Consider the following 25080-nt stretch of genomic DNA (forward strand, 5'->3'; position numbering starts at 1 on the left):
GTTCGGTCTGTTCTGCGTCACAAAAATGACGGGAGCCCCGGCTGTCAGAGATACGTCGTTCTGACGATCCAGAACTGGACGGCGGCTGGCACCGTTCTCCACCGGGGCAAGCAGTGAATTTATTGGGGGGCGTGAGTCATGACCGCGATCGCTATGGCGGAGCAGGAGCGGCGTCAGACCGTCACGGTTCTTTTCATCGACATCGTGGGCTTCACCTCACTTGTTGATGATCTTGACTGTGCGGTGGTCCGCGCGTTGCAACGCGACTACTTCGCGACGGTGTCCGACGTGGTGCGGGACGGCGGCGGGGTGGTGGAGAAGTACGTGGGCGACGCGGTCATGGCGGTGTTCGGGACCGGACCGGGGGGGTTCGGTCCCGAGGCGGCCGCTTCGGCGGTACGGGTGGGCCTGTCGGTCCAGGAGGCGTTGAGGGGGCAACTCCTGGCCGGCAGGTTCGCTGTCCGCACCCGGGTCGGGCTGGCGACCGGCGACGTGATCGTCGACCTCGCGGCCGCCCGGGAGTACGGGCACGGGATGGTCAGCGGCAGCGTGGTCTCGACGGCGGCGCGGCTCCAGGCGTACGCGCCGCATGACACGGTCGTGGTGTGCGCGCAGACCCAGGCGGTCACCGGCCGGCTGATCGACTACCAGGAGATGCCGCCGGTGCGGGTGGCGGGCAAGCCGTACCCGCTCGACCTGTGGCGCGCGTTGCAGCCGCAGCGGGTGCTCTGCGCCGTGTCATAGCTCACCGGCCGGGGTATATGCGGCTATTATCCGCCGATCTTCCTGACGGTCCCTCGGCTCGGTGCCGAAGAACTGTCGGAGGGGCCCGGTAGGCTCGCGCCGTCTTGACCACCTAGGGCCGATGGGAAGTGCCACCTCGTGACCGCGGAAATTCTGTACGGGGCCGACGACCTCACGCACCTCGAGGGGCTGGACGCCGTCCGGAAACGCCCGGGCATGTATATCGGCTCGACCGACAGCCGCGGCGTCAACCATCTGGCCAACGAGATCATCGACAACGCCACCGACGAGGGCGTGGCCGGCCACGCCACCCAGGTGGCGGTGTTCCTGCACGCCGACGGCTCGGTGCAGGTCGACGACGACGGCCGTGGCATCCCGACCGACATCAACGCGAAGTCCGGCCTCAACGGCGTCGAGCTGGTGCTCACCCGGCTGCACGCCGGCGGCAAGTTCGGCGGCGCCGGCTACAAGACCTCCGGCGGCCTGCACGGCGTCGGCGCCTCGGCGGTCAACGCGCTGGCCGTGCGCTTCGACGTGACGGTCAAGCGGGACGGCAAGGTCCACGAGATCTCGTTCCACCGCGGCGCCCCCGGCAGCTTCGACGGCCCCGGGCCCAACGCGCGCTTCCACCCCGAGTCCGGCCTGCGCATCGTGCGGAAGATGAAGCGCGGCGAGCCCGGCGGCACCTCGATCCGGTACTGGTACGACGCGCGTTACTTCGAGACCGGCGCCCGGCTCGACGCCGAGTCGGTCCGGGCCAAGCTGCGCAACACGGCGTTCCTGGTCCCCGGCGTGCGGTACACGCTGCGCGACGAGACGGCCGAGGAGCCGGTCACCGAGACCTTCCACTTCCCGCACGGCCTCACCGACATGGTCGAGTTCCTCACCCACGCGGGCGACAAGCCGGTCTCCGGCATCCTCCTGGTCACCGGCGAGGGCACCTACAAGGAGAACGCCGCCGACGCCAACGGCGTGATGCAGTCCAACGTCGAGCGCCGGGCCGAGATCGAGGTCGCGTTCCGCTGGGGCACCGGCTACGACCGCACGATCGAGTGCTTCACGAACACGATCCGCAACATGCACGGCGGCACCCACCGCAAAGGCTTCGAGCGGGCACTCGTACGCGCGCTGACCGAGGCGATCCGGAACACCCGCGGCCTGCTGCGCCCCAAGGAAGACCCGCCCGTCCTCGACGACCTGCTCGAGGGCATGACCGCGGTGATCCACGTGCGGGTGCCCGAGCCGCAGTTCACCTCCCAGACCAAGGACGAGCTGTCCACGGCCGGCGTGACCCGGGTCGTGCAGAGCCTGATCGAGGCCCACATCAAGGAGTGGATCGACGGGCGCAAGACGAAGACCGAGGCGCGCACCGTTCTGCAAAAGGTGGTCGACGCGGCCCGCGTACGGCTGACGCAGAAGCAGCAGAAGGACGCCGCCCGCCGCAAGACCGCCCTCGAGGGCGCCTCGATGCCGCCCAAGCTGGTCGACTGTCGGGCGACCGGGATCGCGCGATCCGAGCTCTACATCGTCGAGGGTGACAGCGCGCTCGGCACCGCCCGGATGGCCCGCAGCTCGGAGTACCAGGCCCTGCTGCCGATCCGCGGCAAGATCCTGAACGTGCAGAAGGCCTCCCTCCAGCAGGTGCTGGACAACCAGGAGTGCTCGGCGATCGTGCAGGTGCTCGGGGCCGGCTCCGGGCGCACGTTCGAGCTCGCCGCGCTGCGCTACGGCCGCGTCATGATCATGGCCGACGCCGACGTCGACGGCTCGCACATCCGGACTCTGCTGATCACCCTGTTCGCGAAGTACATGCGACCGGTGATCGAGGAGGGCCGGCTGTTCGCCGCCATGCCGCCGCTGCACAAGGTGGTCACCAAGGGCCGCAACGGCGAGACCGTGTTCACCTACACCCAGCAGGAGATGGAGGCCACCGTCGCCCGCTTCGAGAAGGCCGGCCGCACGGTGCAGAAACCGGTGCCCCGATTCAAGGGCCTCGGCGAGATGGACGCCGACGAGCTGTGGGACACCACGATGAACCCGGCGACCCGCACGGTCCGGCGCATCACGCTCGACGACGCCGAGCGGGCCGAGGCCACGCTCGAGCTGCTGATGGGGGAGCGGGTCGAGCCCCGGAAGAACTGGCTGATCGAGGCGGCGGGCCGCATCGACGAAGAGACGATCGACGCCTGAGAGGTCTTGTTTCATGGCACGCCGCAAGAACGAGAACACCCGCGTCGACCCGTCCGCGTTCGACCAGGCCGGCGCCCGGGTCATCGACAATCCGCTGACCACCGAGGTCGAGGACTCCTACCTGGAGTACGCGTACTCGGTCATCCACTCGCGCGCCCTGCCCGATGCGCGCGACGGCCTCAAACCGGTGCACCGGCGCATCCTCTGGTCGATGTCGGAGCAGGGGCATCGGCCCGACCGGGCGTACGTGAAGTCGGCCCGCGTGGTCGGCGACGTGATGGGCAAATACCACCCTCACGGCGATGTCGCCATTTATGACGCTTTGGTGCGCCTGGCCCAGGACTTCTCGCTGAACGCGCCGCTGATCGACGGTCACGGCAACTTCGGCTCGCCCGACGACGGGCCGGCCGCCGCGCGGTACACCGAGGCGCGCATGTCGCGCGAGGCGATGCTGCTGGTCGGCGAGCTGGGCGAGGGCACCGTCGACTTCAAGTCGACCTACGACGGCAGCGACCTCGAGCCCAAGGTGCTGCCGGCCGCGTTCCCGAACCTGCTGGTCAACGGCACGTCCGGCATCGCCGTCGGGATGGCGACCAACATGATCCCGCACAACCTCGGCGAGGTCGTGGCGGCGGCGCGGCATCTGATCACGCACCCGGAGGCCGACCTCGACGAGATCATGCGCATGGTCCCCGGGCCTGACCTGCCCACCGGCGGTCAGCTGCTGGGGCTCGACGAGGTGCGGCGGGCGTACGAGACGGGGCGTGGCGTGGTGCGCATGCGGGCCCGGGCGCAGACCGGACCGCTCGAGGGTGGCCGCGGCCGGCAGGCGATCACGGTGACCGAGTTGCCGTACGGCGTCGGCACCGAAAAGATCATCGAGGCGATCACCGACGAGGTGAAGGGCAAGCTGATCACCGCCGGCCCGAAGCGCGGGCAGCGGCAGGCGGCCCGGCTGGCCGGCATCGCCGACGTCAAGGACCTCACCGACCGCGAGCACGGCATCCGCCTGGTGATCGAGTGCAAGGTCGGCGTCAACCCGCAGGCGCTGCTGGCCGACCTCTACCGGCTGACCCCGCTCGAGTCGTCGTTCGGCATCAACAACCTGGTGCTGGTCGACGGGCAGCCGCAGACGCTCGGGCTCAAGGCGCTGCTCGAGGTCTTCGTCCAGCACCGCTACGACGTGGTCACCCGGCGCACGACGTTCCGGCGCACCAAGCGGCTGGACCGGTTGCACCTGGTCGACGGCCTGCTCATCGCCCTGATCGACATCGACCGGGTGGTCGCGATCATCCGGGGCAGCGACGACGCGGCCGCGGCCAAGACCGCCCTCATGGCCGAGTTCGGGCTCTCCGACATCCAGGCGACGTACATCCTGGACACCCCGCTGCGGCGGCTCACCCGCTTCGACCGGATCGAGCTGGAGACCGAGCAGGAGCGGTTGCGGGCCGAGATCGCCGAGCTGAGCCGCATCTTGGACAATACGGACGTGCTGAAGCAGGTGGTGTCGGACGAGCTGGCCGAGGTGGCCTCCGAGTTCGGCGGGCCGCGGCGCACGACGCTGATCGACGGCGACCTCAAGGAGGTGCTGGCCGCTTCCGCGCCGGCGGGGCCGCTCGAGGTGGCCGACGACCCGTGCCAGGTGATCCTGTCGGCGACGGGGCTGATCGCGCGTACGGCCGCCGAAAGTGAGGAAGCCACCGAGGCCCGCCGCCGCTCCGGCCGGGTCAAGCACGACGCCGTTCGCGCGGTGATCCATTCGACCGCCCGCGGGCGCATCCTGCTGATCACCAGCCGCGGCCGGGCGTTCAAGACCGACGTGCTGCCGCTGCCGGTGCTGCCCGAGCAGTCGGGCACGGTCTCGGTGCGCGGGGGCATGTCGGCGTCCGAGCTGGTGCCGCTCGAGCGGGGCGAGCGGGTCGTGGGCATCGCGCCGCTGGCCGACGGGACGCCGGGCATCGCGATGGGCACCCGGCACGGCGTGGTCAAGGTGTGCGCGCCGGAGTGGCCGGTCCGCTCCGACGAGTTCGAGGTGATCACGCTGAAGGAGGGCGACGAGGTCCTGCAGGCCACGTGGCTCACCGACGGCAACGAGACGCTGGCGTTCGTGTCGTCGGACGCGTCGATGCTGCGCTTCCCGGCCAAGCTGGTGCGGCCGCAGGGCCTGAAGGGCGGCGGCATGGCGGGGATCAGCCTGGCCGCCGAGGCCGAGGTGATCACGTTCAACGTGGTGAACACGGCCGACGCCGTGCACGGCGAGCCGATGGTGGTCACGTCGACCGGCACGCAGGTGAAGGTGACGCCGTTCGCGCAGTACCCGGCGAAGGGCCGGGCGACGGGCGGCGTACGGGTGCAGCGGTTCCTCAAGGGAGAGACGCGGCTCACGGTGGCCTGGGTGGGCCCGCGCCCGGTCGGCGCCAGCAACACCGGCGACCCGGTCGAGCTCCCCGAGACCGACAACCGCCGCGACGGCTCCGGCGCGGCCGTGATGATGGGCCCGCAGATCATCGGCCACCTCATCGAGCGAGGCTGACCGTTCCCTGCTCAGCTTTGTGGCCGGCTCGCGTGATCGCGGGCCGGCCACATCAGCAAGGGGGCGACGGCGAAGGTGGTGGGTCCTGCGCCGCCGCCCGGTCAAACGGGGGGCCTTCGCATTGCCTGCTTACCTACTGGCCTACTTGCTCGGCTCGGGGATGTCGCACTTGATCTTCGGGTTGACGCCCAGCCAGTTCAACGGACCGGCCACGATGGTCACCATGACGGTGCCGGCCTCGGCGCAACTGGTGTCGCCGCTGTCCTTGAAGTAGCCGCGCTGGTTGGCGGCGACGGCGCCCAGGACAAGCCAGATGATCAAGATCACGGCGCCGATGGAACCTGTACGCATCGGGGGTCTCCTCGGTCGTGGGGATGACCGGGACATACCCCAGCAGCGTCGATCTTTAAACGGCTCCGGCGTTTCGGACGGCCTGCAGCGTGTACGTGTGCGCGAGCCGGTCGGGCCGATCGGTCAGCTGCCACTCGCCGCCGGGCAGCTCGTGCATCTGGCCGGGGAGCGCCTCCCACGGCACCGTCCGATGCTCGACCAGGCCGGTCAGCGTCATGCCGGCGTCGAGAACGGCGGTGACGATCTCGCCCATGCCGTGGTTCCACTCGTGGGTGGTGCTGTCGCCGAGGGGCTCGTCGGTCTCCACGTAGCTGCCGTCGGAGGTGAAGACCATCGGCTCGGCCCGCTCGAAATACGGGTAGCGCACCACCAGGCTGTCGGTGGCCTCGTCGTCGAGGGTCCAGAGCATCGGGTGCCCCTCGCGCACGAACAGCCGGCCGCCCGGACGCAGCAACTCGGCGACGACCCGGGCCCACCGGGCGATGTCGGGCAGCCAGCAGAGCGCGCCGACCCCGGTGTAGACGAAGTCGTACCCGGTGCCGGCCGCACGGGGGGCGTCATAGACGTCGCTCTGCACGAACCGTACGTCCGCGTGGGTTTGCTCGGCGATCTTGCGGGCCTCAGTGAGCGATTTATCGGAAAAATCAAGACCGGTCATGGTGGCGCCGAGGCGGGTGAGCGAGATCGTGTCGGTGCCGATGTGGCACTGGAGGTGCACGCCGCGCTGCCCGTCGAGGGAGCCCAGCAGCGCCTTGTCGAAGGCGACCACGTCGCTGAGCGCGGCAGGGTCGGCGGTCAGGCGGGCCACCGGATAGCCCGGGGAGGCGGCATGCGCGGCCGCTCGACCGTTCCAATGGGCCAGATTGACGTCCCGATAGTCGCTCACGGGGGCACGATAGACGCCCACGGCCGGTAGCGCCGTAGAGTTTCGGGGCAGGCGGCGGTCCGGCGGCCCGGGCGGACCGGCGGACCCGAGAAGAGGAGCGCAGGGTTGGAGAGCAGGCGTACGACGGTGCGAGACGTGCGCCGGGCGAACCGGTCCAGCCTGCTCACCGACCTCTTCCACGGCGCGCTGCAGAGCCGGCAGCAGCTGGCCTCGTCGACCGCGCTCAGCCAGGCCAGTGTCAGCAACCTGATCGGCGAGATGCTCGAGGAGGGCCTGGTCGAGGAGGCCGGCCTGGTCGGCTCGGACGGCGGACGCCCGCGCGTGCTGCTGCGGGTGCGGCCCGGCTTCCGCTACGTGGTCGGCGCCGACGTGGCCGAGACACGGATCATGGTCGAGCTCTACGACCTGTCGATGGCGCGGCTGGCCGCGGCCGAGTTCGAGCACGACGACGACCCCGAGCAGGTGGCCGCGCTGCTGCTGAGCGGCCTGACCGCGGTGATCGCCGAGGCCGGCGTGCGGCCGGCCGACGTGCTGGGCTTCGGCGTGGGCGTCCCCGGCGTGGTCGATTCCGACGGCGTGGTCGACTCGCAGTCGACCGGGTGGGACGCGGTGCCGCTGGGCGCGATGCTGCGGGCCGGCACCAAGGTGCCGATCTTCGTGGAGAACGGCGCGAAGACGTTCGGCCAGGCCGAGATGTGGTTCGGCGCCGCGCAGGGCGCCCGGCACGCGGTCATCATCATGATCGGTACGGGCGTGGGCGCCGCCGTGGTGATGGACGGCCGCGGCTACCGGGGCGCGAACAGCAACGCCGGCGAGTGGGGCCACACCACCCTGATCTACGACGGCGAGGAGTGCCGGTGCGGCGCCCGCGGTTGCCTGGAGGCCTACGTGGGCGCCGGCGGTATCACCCGCCGCCTGGCCGCCGCGACCGGCCGCCCCGAGACCCCGCACCTGCTGACCGAGATGCTGGCCGGCGCCAGCCCCGAGGCGGCCGCCGTCTTCTCCGAGACCGCCGGCTTCCTGGGCGCCGGCATAGCCGACCTGATCAACTTGTTCAGCCCCGAGCGCATCGTCCTGGGCGGCGTGGCCGGCGCCGACTTCGGCCGGCGCTTCCTGCCCGAGATCCGCGCGGCCGCCGCCCGTCATGCGCTGCGCCGCCCGTACGCCCAAACCAGCATCGACCTGTGCACGCTGGGCCCCGACGCGGTAGCGATGGGCGCCGCGACGCTCCCGATAGCCCAGCTGCTGGCCGACGGCGGCCTGCCGGAGCCGGACGAGCCCCCGATGATGGCCCTGCCGCCCCGCTCCCGCTCCCGGCGTTAGCTTCGTGATCGGCAATCTTGTTGATTCGCCGTCACCGCCTCGCCGAAGTTCATCAAACGTGGCCGCGGGCTCGACGTCCGGAGGGCGGCGGTGAGGATCGCCCGCGCATCGGCTCGGGGTCGCCCTCGGCACTGGTTCCGGCACCGACGCCCAGTCCCAGATCTTGATGAGATGCGGCATGCAGCGCGCGGCAAGTCATCAGGGCGCGGCGATCCGGCCGCCGCGGCGATCCTGGGTGTTGAGGTCGCATGTGCGCGACGTGACCGGTAGGCGGTCGGCCCTGTGGACGGCCGAGCCGGAATTGTCGTACCGGGGCGCTAGTTTCGCCCCACCCACTAACCGGGGTGGGGAAGAGTAGCGGCGGGCGACGCCAGTTTCGGAACCGTCAGGCCGCATTCGGCCGGCGCGGCGCGCGACGGGCGGGCTTGCGACACGCGATGTGGTGCCTGGTGGGGTGTGGTGCCCTCCAGGCGCTGCGCCCTGCAAGTGCAGCGCCTCGCTCTGTGGACAGCCGGCCGGAATTGTCGTACCCACGGGTTCTGACGGTCCGACGTGGCCCCACCCGGACGGCGTCAGCTGGCCCCACCACAGGGGGTGGACCTACTCGGGTTATCGCTCACACACAGTTGCGGCCGGCACGCCGACCCACCTTCGCCGCGACGCGCACTCATGCCGAGTTGAGTGGGGTGGCCATGCGTGAAGTGTCGAGTCCACCCTGAAGCCCGCCTGGATCTCGGTCAGTAGAATCGGCGTCGGAGGTGTACGGTCTTGACAGGATTATTGTATTACCCCTGGATCAATGCCCCGACGCCAATAATCAATCAGGCTGCCCTCTATTGGGATAGTCTGTCAACTATTGTTCCCCCGAACGAAGATTTGCCACTCAACTCAACGATGCGGCAGATCGCAGACGCCGGACTTTATCGACCGCTCCGAGTGGACAAAGTGTTGACGGTGGACAGATCGTCGCAAGCTATTCGCCAGGTCTCCGAGGCGCTGTACGGGTTTCCTGTGGATGACCTTTTGCCTCCGTCGTTAGAGAATCAGGCGGAACTTCCCCTTGAGTTATTCGTATTCAGCGGCAAGTTTGGAAACCATCGCGCCTTCCAGGCGATTCTTGACAAAGGGTTGGGCCGGACGGATGAGCGATACTCCGGTCGAATCATCGCTTCGCCTCTTTTGCAAGCCATCCTCATATCTTCAGTTGTGCGCGAGATCTGGGGCGTCGAAGTTGCCGAGAATCAGCACGATGAGTTCGACGCCTTCAACTGGAACAGTGGACTCATCTCGGTAACTGATAACCAGGCCGCATATTACGTTGCGCATAAGCCGGTCGTTGACGGCATACCAGCCATCAGGCACATGACGGACACGGAGGCGTGGCAGGCTGAGGTGGGTGACCTGTTGCCGAGTCCTAGAGAAGACGTCATGCTTAAGGATCTGCTCGACTTTCGCATTCGCTACGATGACGAACGCCGACGGCTCCTATCGGAGATCGAAAAATTGGCGAATGGGTTGCATGTGGCTGGACTTAGATACGACGACCCCGACCGCAATGAGCGGCGTTTCGATTTCTCGCCACTGGACGTAGTGGGCGAACTCCGCAGCGACCTCGAGAGATCTCTCCGCGATTTCAAGGCTGCCGGAAAGTCCTTGAGAATAGCTTGGGCAAAGCGGTCCCTGCTACTCACTGTCGCGCTCGGCTCCGGGTATGCCACTACCATCGACCCTAGCAGATCTTGGCTGTGGGTTGTCGCCGGTGGGGTTACCGTAAACCTTGCGACGCGCGAGAGGATACGGCGCCGCGATTCCGATTCGCCCTACAGCTACCTGGATCGCGTTCATCGCTTGACTCAAAGTTACACCGATTCCAGCGAGTGGAGGCAGGGTAAGCTCTGGTGACATCGGATCCCGGCTTTTCTTCGCCGCCGATCGATCATTTCAGCTCGCCTGAGCTGGCCATCAGTAGGGATAACTGAGGCCGCGGCCGACAAATCTCTCTGCTGATCCGCCGCTCCCGGATGACGCGGGCAGCACCACCAAATCAACCCGACCTAGAGCGCTCCGGTAGGCCGCGGAAGGCGTCATCATTTGCCGCAGACAATGCGCGCGCCGCGGACCTGCATGACTCAGCTTTGCGGCGTCGCGGACCCGCCGACCCCGTGGTGGGGCCAGTCGAGGCCGTCCGGGTGGGGCCACGTCGGACCGTCAGAATCATCCCCGCCGCTACGTTCCCCCACACCCAGAACAGGGGTGGGGGAGACGTCGGCACGCAGGCGTGGGGAGACGTTGGCGCAGGCGGGACACGTCGGCACAAAGCGACATCGACCTTTTCAGCCGGCGCACACATCCAGCGTGATGTGCACCGGCCGGGCGATGATGCCGCGCCCAGCCTTCACTCCGGCGACCACCCGGTCGATCGTTCCGCTCGCCACGCAGCGGAAGCCGGCGCCCACGGGCTCGAGCGAGTCGAGGGCCAGGACCACCTCGCTGTCCACGCCGCGGACCGACAAGACGCCGGTCATCGACCAACCCGCGGCGGTGCGGGCGCAGCCCGTGCTGCGGAAGCCGATCACCGGGTGGGTGGCGGTGTCGAGGAAGCGCTTTCCGCGGATGTCCTTGTCGCGCTTCGGGTCGTCGCTCGTGAAGGAGCCCGCGTCGAGGCGGGCGGAGGCGCTGGAAGCGGACGGCTCGGCGGCGATGGTCACGGTGCCGCCGAGGATTGCCGCCGTTGCGGTCACCGGTTTGAGGCCGAAGGCGTGCGCGGCCCGCAAGGTGCACGTGGAGCGGGCCAGGTCGAGGGTGTAGGTGCCGGGCCGGATGCTGGTGCTCAGGTTCGTTGTCATGCACCGAGCGTCGGGGAAACACGGCTCGGAAACCTCAGTGCTGGTACTGAGAGTCGCCACGTAGGTCGGTGCGGCTCGTCAGGCCGAGCTTGCGCAGGATGCTGCGGACGTGGGTCTCCACCGTACGCTCCGACAGGAACAGCTTGCCGGCGATGGCGCGGTTGGCGAGGCCCGACGCGACCAGGGTGGCGATCTCCCGCTCCCGGGCGGTGAGCACGTCGTCGCCGGCCAGGGCGGCGGCCTCGGCCGCTACCTTGGGCATGCCCAGGCGGCGGGCGGTGGCCAGCGCCTGAGCGGCGAGGGTGCGCGCGTGGCGGGCATCGGTCAGCGAGCGGGCGTAGGCGACCTGGGCCAGCGCCAGGAACGGGGGCGAGCCGAGGCGCTCCTCGGCCTCGACCGCGGCGGCGAAGTGCGACGAGGCCGCGGGCAGGCCCAGGGCCGTGGCGATCGTCCCCAGGGGACGGTCGTAGGCGCCGAACAGGGCCGACATCGAGTTGAGGTAACGGCCCGCGTAGGGGAGCGCCAGCCGGTAGCAGTCGGCGGCCAGGGACAGGTCGCCGACCCAGGCGGCCACCTCGCCGGCGGTGACCACGATGTACGGGCGGCGGCCGTCGACCGGCAGCCTCGGCATGATCGAGCGCATCTGCATCATCTGGGCGGCGGCCGTGTCGCGGTCGCCCAGGTCCATGGCGATGCGGCCGAGCTGGACCACGCCGATCGGCACCCCGGGATAGCGCTGGCTCAGCGCGGCCATGTCGGCCGGCCAGTTAGTCTCGCCGGTCAGCTGGCCGAGCCCGCTCAGGAACGCCTGCAGCAGCAGCCCGGCCGACGTGTCCTGGGCGCGCAGGGCCAGGTCGCGGGCCTCGATCGCGACGGTCTCGGCCTCGGCCAGGCGGCCCGCCAGCTGCTCGCGGGCGGCCCGGGCGCGCAGCAGGTGCCAGCGGGCGACCGGCCAGCCGAGCCGGTCGACCAGGTCGGTGAGGCGGTTGTACTCGGCGTCGTACTCGCCCAGGTCGCCGGTCGCGAGCCAGCTGTCGAGGTTCCAGACCCGGCCCCACAGCTCGGCGTCCGGCCGGCCGCTCGGCGCGGCGAGCTCCACGCAACGCCGGGCCAGCGAGCGCACCTCGCCGACCTCGCGCACCGGGTCGAGCACCTCGTGGCGGGCGTGGATCGCGGCGACCAGCGCGCCGGGGTGGCCGGACCGCTCGGCCAGGGCCATCGCCTCCCGGCTGATCGGGTCGGCCCGGGGCGCGTCGTGCATCTCGGCGATGAGGAACGCGTACTGGGCGAGGACCTGGGCGCGGTCGGCGTCGCCGAGGTCGAGGGCGAGCGCCCGCTCGCAGAGCCGGATCAGGCGCGGGCCGATCGGGCCGCCCAGGCCGCCCACGCCGGGCACGGCCAGCGCCGCGGCCGCGCCGACCTCGTCGACGATCGCCTCGCAGTCGTCGATCGCGAGGTCGAGCTGCCCGTCGCGGTAGGCGGCGCCGGCCCGTTCGAGGCGCAACTCCGCGGAGGGCGCGTTCTCCAGGGCCCGGGTCAGCCAGCGCACGGCCTCCCGGTGGTCGAGCGTGGCGGTGGCGTGCCGGGCCGCGGCGACACAAGCCTCGGCGGCGGCTCGGCGTGACGAAAAAGAAGCGGCCGCACGCACCCGGTGCCGGGCGATCTCGATCGGGCTGCCGCCGGCGGCGGAAAGAGCGTCCGCGAGACGGCCGTGGGCGCGGAGGCGCGCGTCGCGGCCGAGGTCGGCGTAGCAGGCCTGGCGGACGAGCTCGTGGGCGAATCGCAGCCGGGACGGCGCCCAGGGATCGTCGACGAGCACGCCGGCGTCGACGGCCTCGGAGAGCAGCGCGGCGGGGTCCGGGCCGAGCACCGGCATGGAGATCTCCGTGCCGCAGGCCGCGGCGATGCCCAGCAGGGATCGGCAGGCGGGGCTGAGGTGGGCGGTGCGGCGGGAGACGAGGCGGCGCAGGCTGTCCGGCAGGTCGATGTCGCCGGCCGGATGGGTGAGGCGGCCCTCGCGGGACAGCAGCCGGGCCAGCTCGCGGGTGTAGAGCGGATTGCCGCCGCCGAGGTCGTGCACGACCTCGGCCCACGTGCCGTGGGCGGCGCCGAAGCTACGCAGATAGGTGGCCACGGCGGCGGCGTCCCACGGGCCCAGCGGCAGGACGGTGGCGTCGGGCAGGTCGAGGCCGGTACGCGACGTGCCGAGCACCAGGATCGGATGGCTCCCGACCTCCCGCGCGACGGCGGCGAGCAGCGCCAGCGACGCCGGATCGGCCCAGTGCAGGTCCTCCAGGACGAGCAGCAGCGGCGCCCGCTCGGCCGTCGTCACCAGCGCCGTCACCACGTCGCGGCTCGCCCGGAACCGGGCCGCCGCCGCCGATTCGCCCGCGTCGGCCAGCGCGAGCAGGGACGGCGACAGGCCGTCCACATCGGAGTCGAGCAGCCGCAGCCAGGGCCAGAACGCCGGCGCGCCCTCGTCGGGGTCGGCCCGGCCGGTCAGCACCGTCAGGCCGGCCGCGGCCGCGCGGGCGACCGCCTCCTCGACCACCGCCGTCTTGCCGATGCCGGCCTCGCCGATCAGCAGCGCCACCGCGCCGGAGCCACGGACGGCGCCGGCGCGCAGCGCGTCCAGCGCCACCACCTCGGCGACCCGGCCCACCAGCCCCGCGTTCATGGGGACAACCTGACGCTACTTCGCCGGAATGTCCACCTCGATCTCGTCCCCCAGGGTGAATCCGGCGCACAGTTCCAGCTCGTCGCCGCTCCAGAACCGGCCCGGGTCGTACCAGTTGGGCTGGTGCTTGCGGGGGAGCAGACCCATGTCCTCGTACGTGACCGCGACGACCTCGGCGCAGTAGGCGGTCTCGAGCCCGGCGTCGCCGTCCGGCCCGTGCTGCCCGTGCTGCCACTTGCGGGGCCGGACCTGCGGCACCCGGCCCCGCACCCAGCGCCAGGCGAGCTGCGCCGACGACGGAAAGGGGGTGCCGTCGAGCCGGGCCACGGTCTTGAGGGCCTTGTCCTCCATCGGGCGCGGCACGCCGGGCTCCAGCTGGCGCAGCCACCCGCGCTGGCCGTAGCGGTGCGCCCAGACCGTGACCGCGTCGCGCAGGTCGTGCAGCTGCACCCCGCGCTGGAACGTGCCGGACCACAGATCGGGCAGCGATTTGCCGAGCTCGGCGTGCCACATGAGCGGCGGCATGTCCTCGATGACCAGCGACATGCCGACATGGTTGACCGGGCTGTTGGTCAGCGTCTGGATCGCCCGGTCGGGGCCGGAGCGGCCGCGGAAGATCCAGATGTCACCCGTGCGCGTCAGGTCGAGGGCCTGATCGAGGCTGATAGCGGCGTCCACGTGTCTATCCTCGGATGATGCGTTGGTGGAAAGTAGTGGGCTTGGCCGGATTGGCAGGAGTCGCGGCGACCGGAGTGGTGGTCGCCCGTTCGGAGCGCAAGCGCCGGGCGTACACGCCGAACGAAGTGCGTGACCGGCTGCACCAGCGGGTCGCTGAGGTAGGGAAGGCTTCAGACGACATCAGTATCGCGGAGTAGCGACCACAATCCGGCCCCATCCGGCGCCGCGAACCAGGTCTTGCCGCCCGAGCCGACCGCCTCGGGGGTGCCGGCCGGTCCCGGGACGGCGCCGGCCAGCACCGACTGGGTCGGCGACAGGCGGCGGATCGCCACCGCCGCCACGTTCTCCGGGTGGGCGTGCGCGAACTCGGAGTAGATCTCCTGGTCGTGCTGGCCGTCGTCGCCGATCAGCAGCCACCGGATGTCGGGGAACTCGGTCGCGAGCCGGCGCAGCGTGTTGCGCTTGTGCTCCTGGCCGCTGCGGAACCAGCGGTCGGGGGTCGGGCCCCAGTCGGTGAGCAGCAGGGGACCGGCGGGGTAGAGGTGCCGGGAGAGGAACCGGCTGAGCGTGGGCGCCACGTTCCACGCGCCGGTGGACAGGTAGAACACCGGCGCGCCCGCGTTGGCCGTGATGAGCCGCTCGTAGAGCACCGCCATGCCGGGGACGGCCATCCGGGCATGCTCGTCGAGAACGAAGGTGTTCCACGCCGCGAGCAGCGGGCGCGGCAGCGCGGTGACCATGACCGTGTCGTCGATGTCGGAGACCAGGCCGAACTTGCAGGCCGGGTCGACCACCCGGATCGGCGCGTCGACCGACGTCCCGCCCTCGATCGACAGGCGCGCGCTGCCCCAGCCGGGCACGAGGTCGCCCTTGACCCGGCAGTCCACGTAGCCGCTGCGGTCGGTGCGCGTCTCGGTGATGCTCTCGCCGATCTGGATGTGCACCGCCGCGTTGCTGACCGGGGAGCTCAGGAAGCTGCGCCAGCCGCGGACCTTTTCCAGCTTGCGGGGCGACCGGGTGGGGCGGGTGAGCACGACGCGGGCCATGACCCGGGCCCAGCCGGGCGCGCCGTAGCCGGTGTAGGCCGTGATCACCGGGCGCCAGCCGCGGCCGCGCAGCCGCCGCTCGATGACGTCGTGGAAGGCGTCCTCCACGACCGCTGCCCGGTGCATCCGGACAGCGGGCGGCGAGGCGCCCGCCGGAGTCTCCGTCACGCTGGTCCCCTAACCGTCTTCAGGTGCGGCGGTCGTCCCGTGCGGTTACGGTACCCGCCCGGTCCGACCCTCGCGGAGTAATGCGCGACCACTCCACTCAGGACTTTCAGGCCGCCGCCGGAAGCTCCGCCGTGGTCCACTGCTCCGCCCACCATTGTTCATCGGCGGCGGGTTGCCCGGCCCGGGCGCGGGTGATCGCGGCGGCCGCCTCGATCCGCAGGCTGCGCACCGCCTCGGCCGACGTCTCGGCCCGCTGCCAGGCGGTTCGTTCCTTGGCGAGCGCTTTCCGGTACTGCTCGAAACGGTGCTCGCGCATCGCCTGCCGCAGCATCGACTCCTGCACCACCGGGTGCAGCCGGGGATTCCAGCCGCGGTGCGCGAACACGTCGTTCAGCTGGGCGATGGAGATCTCCCGGTTGCGGCAGGCGGCGCTCGCCGCGTGATGGAGATAACGCTGGCGGTCGGCGTTCTCGCCCGGCTTGCGGCGCCGGCTCATCAGCGGGTAGGCGCAGGCCTTGGCGGCCTCCCGGGCGACCTGGTCGGCCGCGTCGAACGCCGTCCAGGCGGCGTCGAGCTCCTCCTGGGCGGCGCTCCAGGCGGTGCGGTGGCGCTGGGCGGTGGCGGCGGCACGGTCGGCGGCCACCGCCACCTCACCGGCGAAACGGAGGTCGTCGGCGTCGGCCTCGGTGACGGACTGCGACTTCGCGCGATTGCTGCGGGCGAGCGCCGCGGCGGCCAGGAACACGCCGAGCAGCATCACCAGCCAGAGCGCGGCGGCTTGCGGGACGGAGACGAGGAAGCTGTGCAAAGCGGTTTCCACGGGAACACCTCACTGCGATTCGCGGCCTTCGTGGGAGGTTTCGCTTCAGTGGCGCGCCTTTCGGCTCGCGGCGGAGAGAACGACGGCGGACGTACGCGTGATCCGGTCGAGTTTTCCGCAGGCGCGCGGCCTTCTGCCTCATCCTCGTGAGATGGCCGGCGCCGATCGTGCGGCGGAACCGATCAGATCGCCGGGGGCGCCCGCCCGGCGCGCAGCCGGAGCGCCACGCCGGTCAGCGGGACGGTCAGCGCCGCGACGACGATGATCGTCGTGCCTGCGGCCCGCGGGGCGGCGATGACGCGTACCGGAGAAGTCTCGGAAACCGACTCACTCACCGTGACCGAAGTCTCGGCCGCCGCCATCGTGATCACCGTCGGTGATGGCGCCGCGGGCGCCGGCGCGATGGCCGGCGAGGTGAACGCCAGGGCGAGCATCGCCAGCCCGGCGAGGAAGCGCAGCAGGCGGCGAGAATCCCAGTCACTGAGAATCCAGTGACTGCGAAGCGCACCCGCCACTCCTGTCACGGGATCAACTTACCGAATAGGGGTGCAACGCGCACGACTCGACCAGGTTGTGGGCGTGTGACGGTGTCCACCGGGCGAGGGACCATGGATGGCGTGGACCTTCAGGTGGTGGAGCAGGTGGCGACCCTCGGCGAGTGGATCGCCGAGGGCGATGTCGCGGTGCTGAGCGGGGCGGGACTGTCGACGGAGTCGGGGATTCCGGACTATCGCGGGCCGTCCGGCTCGGCGCGGCGCAGCACCCCGATGACCTACCAGACCTTCACTCGCGACCCGATCGCCCGCCGCCGCTACTGGGCGCGCAGCCACCTCGGATGGCGCACGATCGGGCACGCCCTCCCGAACGAGGGTCACCTGGCCGTGGCGCGGTGGCAGGAGCTGGGCCTGCTCGGCGGGATCATCACGCAGAACGTGGACGGGCTGCACCAGGCCGGCGGGGCCCGCGACGTGGTCGAGCTGCACGGAAACCTGGCCCGGATCGTCTGCCTCGGGTGCGGCGCGCTGACCCCCCGCACGGAGCTCGGCGCGCGGCTCGACGAGGCCAATCCGGCCTTCGCCGGGGTGGCCCTCGCATTCAACGCCGACGGGGACGCCGAACTGGCCGACGAATCGCTCGACGGATTCACCGTAGTGGATTGCCCGGACTGCGGGGGAATGCTCAAGCCGGACGTCGTCTACTTCGGCGAGACCGTGCCGGCCGAGCGGGTCGCGCGCAGCTTCGAACTGGTCGAGAGCGCCCGTACGCTGCTGGTTCTCGGTTCCTCGCTGACCGTGATGTCGGGCCGGCGGTTCGTGCTGCGGGCCGCCAAGCTCGGCATCCGGGTGGCGATCGTCAATCGCGGCGTGACGCGCGGCGAACCGTACGCGGGGATTGTCGTCGATGCCCCATTGGGCATTGTGCTGCCCTGCCTCGCCGCCCAGCCGACCGGATAAATCCGGACTTATTCGGCTGGTTTCGGCGAGGTTACCGTCTCGATACACAAATAAAGTTTGTTTCTCATTGACGTGACGTGGGGCACTGTCGTTAACTGCCGGAACCGGTCCCGAAACCGGTTCCGCCATCTCCCGGAAACACCGGGAAGAAGTCGGGGCAACACCGCCGACGCCGGGCGCCAACCCACCCGGCGCGGGGGAGAATCGCGGTATGCGTCAGACAGGAGGACCAGTGCCGATCACCATCGCCGATGTGGCGGCCCGGGCGAAGGTCAGCAAGACGACCGTGTCCCGGGTGCTGAACGGCAAGGGTGAGCTGGACGAGTCGACCGCCGCGCGGGTCCGGGCGGTGATCGACGAGCTCGGCTACGTGCCCAGCGCCCGCGCCGTCGGGCTGGCCCGGGGTCGTACCCGGGTGGTCGGCATGCTCGTGCCGTCGCTGACCTGGCCCTGGATCGGCGAGGTCCTGCAGGGCGCGGTCGACGTGCTGGAGACCGAGCGGTACGGGCTGCTGCTGTTCACCTGCAACCGCGGCGAGGAGTCCATGCGCCAGTTCGGCGCCCAGGTGTCCGCCAAGTCGTTCGACGGCCTGCTGGTCATCGAGCCCGAGGGCACCCTCGACTACATCTACACGCTGCACCGGCGCGGTCTGCCGGTGGTGCTGATCGACGACCGTGACCAGACCTCGGGCGACATCCCGAGCGTCAGCACGACCAACCACGACGGCGCCGGCTCGGCCGCCCGCCACCTGCTCGAGATCGGCCGGCGCAAGCCGCTGGTGATCACCGGTCCCGAGAAGTTCGGCTGCACCCATCAGCGCATGGAGGGCTTCGCCTCGGTCTTCGCCGGGGCCGGCCAGGCGATCCCGCCCGAGCGGGTCTCGCTCGGCGACTTCACGGTCGCGTGCGGCGCCGACGCCGTGCACACCGCGCTGGCCGCCGGCGTCGAGTTCGACTCGGTCTTCGCCCACAACGACCTCTCCGCCATCGGGGCGATGCAGGCGCTGCTCGACAGCGGCCGCCGCACCCCGCAGGACGTGGCGGTGGTCGGCTTCGACGACATCCCGACCGCGGCGCACACCCAGCCGTCGCTCTCCACAGTGCACCAACCACTGCGGGAGATGGGCGAGGCGGCGGCACGCACGCTGCTCGCCCACTTCGAGGGCACACCCCTGCCCACCCGCCCGACCGTCATTCCTACGTCGTTCGTCACCAGAGGCTCCACCGTCGTCTGACCGCCGGTCGCCGCGCCCCGGCGACCTGACTCGGATCCCATAGCTTCCGCTCGTGTCGTCGCGCCCCGACGACTGGCAATCGCACCACGGCGAAATCACGGCGCCGGCCGCACCTGGCCGGCACCGCGATGGCGCACGCCCTCCTCCGGGCACCCCTCTTCACCCGATTCCGTCATGAGGAGACATTGATGCAGAGAAGGAAACTGTTTGCGGTCGCGCTGGCGGGCGTAGTCGCCACGGGCGGTCTCGCCGCGTGCGGTGACTCGCCCAACGCCAACAAGGACGCGGCGAGCAAGTCGGTCGACTTCCTGAAGATCGGCATGCCGAACGGCACGCAGACCGAGAACCACAACCCGTTCGCCGGCACCTCGTCGGCCAACGCGCTCGGCTACAAGTGGATGATCTACGAGCCGCTGACCATGTGGAACCCGGTCAAGCCGGCCGAGCCGGCCAAGCCGTGGCTGGCCAGCGAGGTCAAGTGGGCGGCGGACTACAAGTCAGCGGACATCACCGTCCGCGACAACGCCACCTGGTCGGACGGGCAGAAGCTGACCGCGGACGACGTCGCGTACACCTTCACCCTGCTGAAGACCAACGAGGCGCTGAACGCCAACGCCATCCCGTTCGACCAGATCACGGTCAACGGCAACGCCGTGCACGTGACCTTCAAGTCGCCGCAGTTCGTCAACCAGAACAAGATCATGGCGACCACCCCGATCGTGCCGAAGCACGTCTGGGAGAAGATGTCGGACCCGGCGACCGACACCAACAAGAACCCGATCGGCTCCGGCCCGTACACGCTGAAGTCGTTCACCCAGGCCGGTGTCGTGCTCGACGTGCGCACCGACGGCTACTGGCAGGACCTGCCCAAGGTCAAGGAACTGCGCTACACCTCGTACGCGGACAACAGCGCGCAGGCGACGGCGCTGGCCAACGGCGAGTCGGAGTGGAGCTTCGTCTTCATCCCGAACTACCAGGCCACGTTCGTCTCCAAGGACCCGGCCAACCACAAGATCTGGGCGCCCGGCGTGCTCGGCATCCACGGCCTCTACATCAACACGACGATCAAGCCGTTCGACGACGCGAACCTGCGTAAGGCCATGAACATGGTCATCAACCGGGCGGACATCTTCAACCAGGCCGAGGCCGGCTACTTCCACCCGCAGATCGACAGCGTGACCGGTCTGCCCAACGGCGCCGGCGACGCGTTCATCGCGCCGGAGTACAAGGGCAAGACCCTGACGCCGGACGTCGCGGGCGCCAAGGCCCTGCTCCAGCAGTCGGGCTACAAGCTCAACGGCACCACGCTGACCGACCCGTCGGGCAAGCCGGTCAAGATCACCCTGACCGACCCGGCGCCGTGGTCCGACTACCAGACCACGCTGGAGATCATCAAGACCAACCTGGCCGACATCGGCATCGCGGCCACGGTGGACAAGGCCAACCAGGACAAGTGGGACCAGAACGTCCAGAAGGGCGACTTCCAGGCCACGATGCGGTGGACGAACGGCGGCGCCACGCCGTACGACATCTACCAGACCGTCATGGACGGCGACCTGATGAAGCCGATCGGCACCGCGGCGCAGCAGGGCAACTTCGGCCGGTTCAAGTCGCCCGAGGCGACCGCCGCGCTCAAGGCCTACGCCAACGCCACCAGCGACGCCGACCGCACCACCGCGATGAACGCCATCCAGAAGGTCTACGTCGAGCAGGCTCCGATGCTGCCGGTCGGCTCCGACAACGTCGGCGGCGCCTACAGCACCAAGAACTGGATCGGCTGGCCCGGCGACTCCGACCCGTACGCGGGCATGCAGCCCACCCAGCCGTACGCGCTCGACGTCGTCCTGCACCTCAAGCCCGCCAACTCCTGATCGCACCACGCCGCTCCCCTGAGCTCTCAGGGGAGCGGCGCCTCATCCTTCGAAGGAAGTGGCAATGACGTCGGTTCAAGACGCCAAGGCCCCGGCCGGTGAGGTGGTGCTTGAGGCGGTAGGCCTTACCAAGCACTTCCCCGTCCGCCGGCGACTGCGTGATCTCTTCCGCAGGCAGCATCAGGCGGTGCACGCCGTCGACGACGTGCACCTGACCCTCCGGCGCGGCCATGTCGTCGCGCTCGTCGGCGAGTCCGGCTCCGGCAAGTCCACGGTGGCCCGCCTGCTCGCCCAGCTCTATCCCCGCACCGGCGGCGCGATCGAGCTGCACGGCGAACCGACCCGGGTCAAGGGCGGGAGCCAGTTCCGCGCCTACGCCGCCCAGGTCCAGATGATCTTCCAGGACCCGTTCGCCTCGCTGAACCCGGTCCACACGATCCGCTACCACCTCACCCGGGCGTTGAAGGTCCACCACAACGCCGGGCGTACGGACGAGGAGCTCGAGGCCGCGCTGGCCGACCTGCTCACCCGGGTCAGCCTCACGCCGCCCGAGCGGTACCTGGACAAGTTCCCGCACGAGCTCTCCGGCGGCCAGCGGCAGCGGGTGGCGATCGCCCGCGCGCTCGGCGCCCAGCCCGAGGCCCTGCTCGCCGACGAGCCGGTGTCCATGCTGGACGTCTCGATCCGGCTCGGCGTGCTCAACCTGCTGCGCGACCTCAAGGAGCGCCTCAACCTGGCGATCCTCTACATCACCCACGACATCGCCTCGGCCCGGTACTTCGCCGACGAGACCCTGGTGATGTACGCGGGCCGGATGGTCGAGGGCGGCGACAGCGAGACCGTGACGCAGACGCCGGCCCACCCGTACACCCGGTTGCTGATCGACTCGGCCCCGGACCCGGACCGGCTCACCGGCGACGTCGACCCGCTGGAGGAGGACAAGGGCAACGGCGAGCCGCCGAGCCTGATCAGCCCGCCCTCCGGCTGCCGCTTCCACCCGCGCTGCCCGGCCGCGATGCCGCGCTGCTCGACCGACCTGCCGGTGCGGCTCGAGATCGGCGACAAGCCCGGCCACTGGGCGGCGTGCTGGTTGTACGACTCTTCCTCGCCCGGGTTCTCCGCGCCGTCCGAAGGACCAGGCGCCGGAAGCGGCACAGTCGCAGAGGGGGCCGCCAAGTGAAGTACTTCCTGCAACGCATCGCGTTCTACCTCTTCACGGCCTGGGCCGCGATCACCATCAACTTCTTCATCCCGCGCCTGGTCCCGGGCGACCCGGTGCAGTCGCTGATCTCGAAGTACCAGGGCCAGCTGAGCACCAAGTCGATCCAGTCGCTCTACATCCTGTTCGGACTGGACAAGCACCAGAGCCTCTGGAGCCAGTACATCGACTACTGGAAGCAGCTGTTCCACGGCGACCTCGGCCTGTCGTTCACGTTCTTCCCGGCCCCGGTCTCCCAGGTGATCGGCCAGGCGCTGCCCTGGACGCTGCTGCTGGTCGGCATCACCACGGTCATCAGCTTCCTGCTCGGCACCGGCCTCGGCGTGGTCGCCGGCTGGCGGCGTGGCTCGTGGGCCGACGGCCTGCTGCCGGTCACCACGTTCTTCTCGTCGGTGCCGTACTTCTGGCTCGGCATCATCGCGATCTACCTGCTCGCCGGGCCGGGCAGCTTCTTCCCGTCCTCGGGCGGTTTCGACTCGGGCCTGGTGCCCGCCTGGGACCAGTACTTCATCCCGAGCGCGATCCAGCACAGCCTGCTGCCGGCGCTGACCATCCTGATCTCGTCGGTGAGCGGCTGGATCCTGAGCATGCGCAACATGATGGTGACCGTCTCGTCCGAGGACTACATCACCGTCGCGCACGCCAAGGGCCTGCCCGAGCGGCGAGTGGCGCTCGCCTACGCGGCCCGCAACGCGCTGCTGCCGAACATCTCCGGCTTCGCGCTGGCGCTCGGCTTCATCGTCGGCGGCACGCTGCTGGTGGAGATCGTCTTCTCGTACCCGGGGCTCGGCTTCACGCTGCTGCAGGCGGTGGGGGCCAAGGACTATCCGCTCATGCAGGGGATCTTCCTGATCATCACGATCACGGTGCTGCTCGCGAACCTGCTCGCCGACGTGGCGTACATCCTGCTCGACCCGCGCACCCGCAAGGAGGGCTGAGCGATGACGATTCCCACCTCCAGCATCGAGCAGGTCATCCCGGGTCAGGGCTCGATGGCCCAGCCGGAGGCCGCGAAGCCGGCCCGGGCCAAGCGGCAGCGGTTCCGCTTCGTGCGCAACCGCAAGGCGGCGGCCGGCCTGATCATCCTGAGCATCTACGTGCTCTTCGCGATCATCGGGCCGTGGGTCGCGCCGTACGACCCGAGCGCGCGCAGCAACGAGCTGGTGAAGGGGCCGTCGGCGGCCCACTGGTTCGGCACGACCCACCTCGGCCAGGACATCTTCAGCCAGATTTTGGTCGGCACCCGCAGCGTCATCTACGTCGGTCTCATGGCCGGCATCATCGCGACCACGCTGAGTGTGCTGGTCGGCGTCACGGCCGGCTACATCGGCGGCAAGGCCGACGACACGCTGTCGGTCTTCACCAACGTCATCCTGGTCATCCCGGCGGTGCCGCTGATGATCATCATCACCTCGACCCTGGACAACGTCAGCGACACCCTGATCGCCGTGATCATCGGCCTCACGAGCTGGTCGTGGAACGCCCGGGTGCTGCGCGCGCAGACGCTGTCGCTGCGCCGGCGCGACTTCGTCGAGGCGTCCCGGGCGTCCGGCGAGCGCACCTGGCGGATCATCGGCTTCGAGCTGCTGCCGAACCTCACCGCGGTCATCGCCTCCGGCTTCGTCGGCACCGTCATCTTCGCGGTGCTCTCCGAGATCACGCTGGCCTTCATCGGCGTCGTCAACAACGGCTGGAACTGGGGCACGATCCTGTTCTGGGCGCAGGGCCAGCAGGCGCTCGGCCAGGACGCCTGGTGGTGGTTCGTGCCGGCCGGTCTCGCCATCGCCCTGCTCGGCATGTCGCTCTCGCTGATCAACTTCGGCATCGACGAGTTCGTCAGCCCGCGGCTGCGCAGCGCCGGCAAGACCAAGCTCAAGACGGCTTCGGGCCGCAGCGTACGGATGCGGATCGGGTTCACTCCGGTGCTGTCCGGCGCGCCGGTCATCGAGGAGCCGGCGCGGTTCGCCACCCCCGTGGCACGAGAGGCCAAGTGATGGAACCCGTACTCGAGATCCGCAATCTCAACGTCGACTACGGTCTCGGCGACCGCGCGGTCCACGCCGTACGCGATGTGAGTCTGACCTTGCACAAGGGTGAGGTGCTCGGCCTGGCCGGGGAGAGCGGCTCCGGGAAGTCGACGCTCGCCTACGGGATGACGCGGCTGCTGGCGCCGCCCGGTGTGATCACCGGCGGCGAGGTCGTCTACCACCCGGCCGAGGGCTCGCCCTACGACGTGCTGTCGCTGAGCGACCGGGAGCTGCGGCAGTTCCGCTGGGGCGAGACGGCGATCGTGTTCCAGGGCGCCATGAACTCGCTCAACCCGGTGCACAAGATCTCCACGCAGCTCACCGACGTGCTCCGGGCGCACGAGCCGAAGATGAGCGACCACAGCCGCAACGCCCGGGCCCGCGAGATGCTCAAGCTCGTCGGCATCTCGCCCGACCGGATGGACGCCTACCCGCACCAGCTGTCGGGCGGCATGCGCCAGCGCGTGATGATCGGCATGGCGCTGATCCTGCAGCCCCAGGTGGTCATCATGGACGAGCCCACCACGGCGCTCGACGTCGTGATGCAGCGGCAGATCCTGGGCCAGCTGATCGAGCTGCGCGAGCGGCTCGGCTTCTCGGTCATCTTCATCACGCACGACCTGTCGCTGCTGGTCGAGTTCTCCAACCGGATCGCCATCATGTACGGCGGGCGGATCGTCGAGGAGGCACCGGCCGGCTCCATCTATCGGGACGCTCTCCACCCGTACAGCAAAGGGCTGTTGAGCTCCTTCCCGGCCCTGCGCGGTCCCCGCCGCGAGCTCGCCGGCATTCCCGGCTCCCCACCGGATCTCGCGGGCATGCCCGCGGGTTGCTCGTTCCACCCCCGTTGCCCCCAGGCATTCGAGCCCTGCTCCACCGTCATCCCGGTGCTCGGCCGTCCGGAAACACCGGATGGAGCCGGCCGTTCCGTCGCGTGCTGGCTGCATCCGGCCGGGCAGCCCGTCGGATGACGCACAGGGGGCCGGTCCTTTCACCGCGGGGGACCGGCCCCT

At 70.0% G+C, this 25080-nt stretch carries 20 protein-coding genes; 12 read left to right on the plus strand and 8 right to left on the minus strand.

What is annotated here, in order from left to right:
* Nucleotides 1-138 precede the first annotated feature (138 nt).
* From ACZ6TB_RS13295 to ACZ6TB_RS13305, 3 genes are all read left to right on the plus strand, one after another.
* On the plus strand, nucleotides 139-744 hold the full coding sequence (locus ACZ6TB_RS13295; RefSeq protein WP_465553921.1) for an adenylate/guanylate cyclase domain-containing protein: 606 nt from the start codon (nucleotides 139-141) through the stop codon (nucleotides 742-744).
* Nucleotides 745-882: 138 nt separating this feature from the next.
* On the plus strand, nucleotides 883-2934 hold the full coding sequence (locus ACZ6TB_RS13300; RefSeq protein ID WP_465553922.1) for a DNA gyrase/topoisomerase IV subunit B: 2052 nt from the start codon (nucleotides 883-885) through the stop codon (nucleotides 2932-2934).
* Between the two features lie 13 nt (nucleotides 2935-2947).
* Nucleotides 2948-5467 (plus strand): DNA gyrase/topoisomerase IV subunit A, encoded by a 2520-nt coding sequence (locus ACZ6TB_RS13305; RefSeq protein ID WP_465553924.1) that lies wholly within the window; start codon nucleotides 2948-2950, stop codon nucleotides 5465-5467.
* A 141-nt stretch (nucleotides 5468-5608) separates the two neighbouring features.
* On the opposite strand, the gene ACZ6TB_RS13310 is transcribed toward ACZ6TB_RS13305, so the two are convergent.
* On the minus strand, nucleotides 5609-5818 hold the full coding sequence (locus tag ACZ6TB_RS13310) for a hypothetical protein (RefSeq protein WP_465553926.1): 210 nt from the start codon (nucleotides 5816-5818) through the stop codon (nucleotides 5609-5611).
* A gap of 55 nt (nucleotides 5819-5873) precedes the next feature.
* Nucleotides 5874-6704: a class I SAM-dependent methyltransferase gene (locus ACZ6TB_RS13315; RefSeq protein ID WP_465553928.1), complete on the minus strand. Its 831-nt coding sequence runs from the start codon at nucleotides 6702-6704 to the stop codon at nucleotides 5874-5876.
* 135 nt (nucleotides 6705-6839) lie between these two features.
* Between ACZ6TB_RS13315 and ACZ6TB_RS13320 the strand changes: the two genes are divergently transcribed.
* Together ACZ6TB_RS13320 and ACZ6TB_RS13325 are read left to right on the plus strand one after the other, a co-directional pair.
* Nucleotides 6840-8027: an ROK family protein gene (locus ACZ6TB_RS13320; RefSeq protein ID WP_465553930.1), complete on the plus strand. Its 1188-nt coding sequence runs from the start codon at nucleotides 6840-6842 to the stop codon at nucleotides 8025-8027.
* Nucleotides 8028-8795: 768 nt separating this feature from the next.
* Nucleotides 8796-9929: a hypothetical protein gene (locus ACZ6TB_RS13325; protein WP_465553932.1), complete on the plus strand. Its 1134-nt coding sequence runs from the start codon at nucleotides 8796-8798 to the stop codon at nucleotides 9927-9929.
* A 431-nt stretch (nucleotides 9930-10360) separates the two neighbouring features.
* Here the strand turns inward: ACZ6TB_RS13325 and ACZ6TB_RS13330 are convergent, their stop codons facing one another.
* The 6 genes from ACZ6TB_RS13330 to ACZ6TB_RS13355 all read right to left on the minus strand — a co-directional run bounded on the left by ACZ6TB_RS13330 (nucleotide 10361) and on the right by ACZ6TB_RS13355 (nucleotide 16786).
* A complete protein-coding gene (locus ACZ6TB_RS13330; protein WP_465553934.1) occupies nucleotides 10361-10873 on the minus strand; it encodes a YceI family protein in 513 nt (170 codons plus the stop codon).
* 34 nt (nucleotides 10874-10907) lie between these two features.
* Nucleotides 10908-13550 carry an ATP-binding protein gene (locus ACZ6TB_RS13335; protein ID WP_465553936.1) on the minus strand — a complete coding sequence of 881 codons (2643 nt, stop codon included), beginning with the start codon at nucleotides 13548-13550 and terminating at the stop codon, nucleotides 10908-10910.
* A gap of 15 nt (nucleotides 13551-13565) precedes the next feature.
* Nucleotides 13566-14228, minus strand: coding sequence for a hypothetical protein (locus tag ACZ6TB_RS13340; RefSeq protein ID WP_465553938.1), 663 nt, complete (start codon nucleotides 14226-14228; stop codon nucleotides 13566-13568).
* Between the two features lie 170 nt (nucleotides 14229-14398).
* Complete coding sequence (locus ACZ6TB_RS13345; RefSeq protein WP_465554611.1) at nucleotides 14399-15400, minus strand: App1 family protein; 1002 nt, start codon at nucleotides 15398-15400, stop codon at nucleotides 14399-14401.
* 148 nt (nucleotides 15401-15548) lie between these two features.
* Nucleotides 15549-16262: a hypothetical protein gene (locus tag ACZ6TB_RS13350; protein WP_465553940.1), complete on the minus strand. Its 714-nt coding sequence runs from the start codon at nucleotides 16260-16262 to the stop codon at nucleotides 15549-15551.
* Nucleotides 16263-16444: 182 nt separating this feature from the next.
* Nucleotides 16445-16786 carry a hypothetical protein gene (locus ACZ6TB_RS13355; RefSeq protein ID WP_465553942.1) on the minus strand — a complete coding sequence of 114 codons (342 nt, stop codon included), beginning with the start codon at nucleotides 16784-16786 and terminating at the stop codon, nucleotides 16445-16447.
* Between the two features lie 84 nt (nucleotides 16787-16870).
* Here ACZ6TB_RS13355 and ACZ6TB_RS13360 point away from each other — a divergent pair, with 84 nt between their 5' ends.
* The 7 genes from ACZ6TB_RS13360 to ACZ6TB_RS13390 all read left to right on the plus strand — a co-directional run bounded on the left by ACZ6TB_RS13360 (nucleotide 16871) and on the right by ACZ6TB_RS13390 (nucleotide 25038).
* Nucleotides 16871-17716 (plus strand): NAD-dependent protein deacetylase, encoded by an 846-nt coding sequence (locus tag ACZ6TB_RS13360; protein ID WP_465553944.1) that lies wholly within the window; start codon nucleotides 16871-16873, stop codon nucleotides 17714-17716.
* A 232-nt stretch (nucleotides 17717-17948) separates the two neighbouring features.
* Nucleotides 17949-18950 carry a LacI family DNA-binding transcriptional regulator gene (locus ACZ6TB_RS13365; protein WP_465553946.1) on the plus strand — a complete coding sequence of 334 codons (1002 nt, stop codon included), beginning with the start codon at nucleotides 17949-17951 and terminating at the stop codon, nucleotides 18948-18950.
* A gap of 188 nt (nucleotides 18951-19138) precedes the next feature.
* A complete protein-coding gene (locus ACZ6TB_RS13370) occupies nucleotides 19139-20821 on the plus strand; it encodes an ABC transporter substrate-binding protein (RefSeq protein WP_465553948.1) in 1683 nt (560 codons plus the stop codon).
* A gap of 64 nt (nucleotides 20822-20885) precedes the next feature.
* Nucleotides 20886-22001: an ABC transporter ATP-binding protein gene (locus tag ACZ6TB_RS13375; protein ID WP_465553950.1), complete on the plus strand. Its 1116-nt coding sequence runs from the start codon at nucleotides 20886-20888 to the stop codon at nucleotides 21999-22001.
* Entirely contained in the window at nucleotides 21998-22978 is a 981-nt protein-coding gene (locus ACZ6TB_RS13380; RefSeq protein ID WP_465553952.1) for an ABC transporter permease, read from the plus strand. Before ACZ6TB_RS13375 ends, ACZ6TB_RS13380 begins: the two co-directional genes overlap by 4 nt.
* 3 nt (nucleotides 22979-22981) lie before the next feature.
* The gene (locus tag ACZ6TB_RS13385; protein ID WP_465553954.1) at nucleotides 22982-24034 is read left to right on the plus strand and encodes an ABC transporter permease; all 1053 of its coding nucleotides are present in this window, start codon (nucleotides 22982-22984) and stop codon (nucleotides 24032-24034) included.
* Complete coding sequence (locus tag ACZ6TB_RS13390; RefSeq protein WP_465553957.1) at nucleotides 24034-25038, plus strand: ABC transporter ATP-binding protein; 1005 nt, start codon at nucleotides 24034-24036, stop codon at nucleotides 25036-25038. The genes ACZ6TB_RS13385 and ACZ6TB_RS13390 overlap by 1 nt, the downstream gene beginning before the upstream one ends.
* Nucleotides 25039-25080: the final 42 nt, after the last annotated feature.

The sequence above is a fragment of the Actinoplanes sp. NPDC051537 genome (assembly GCF_055586105.1).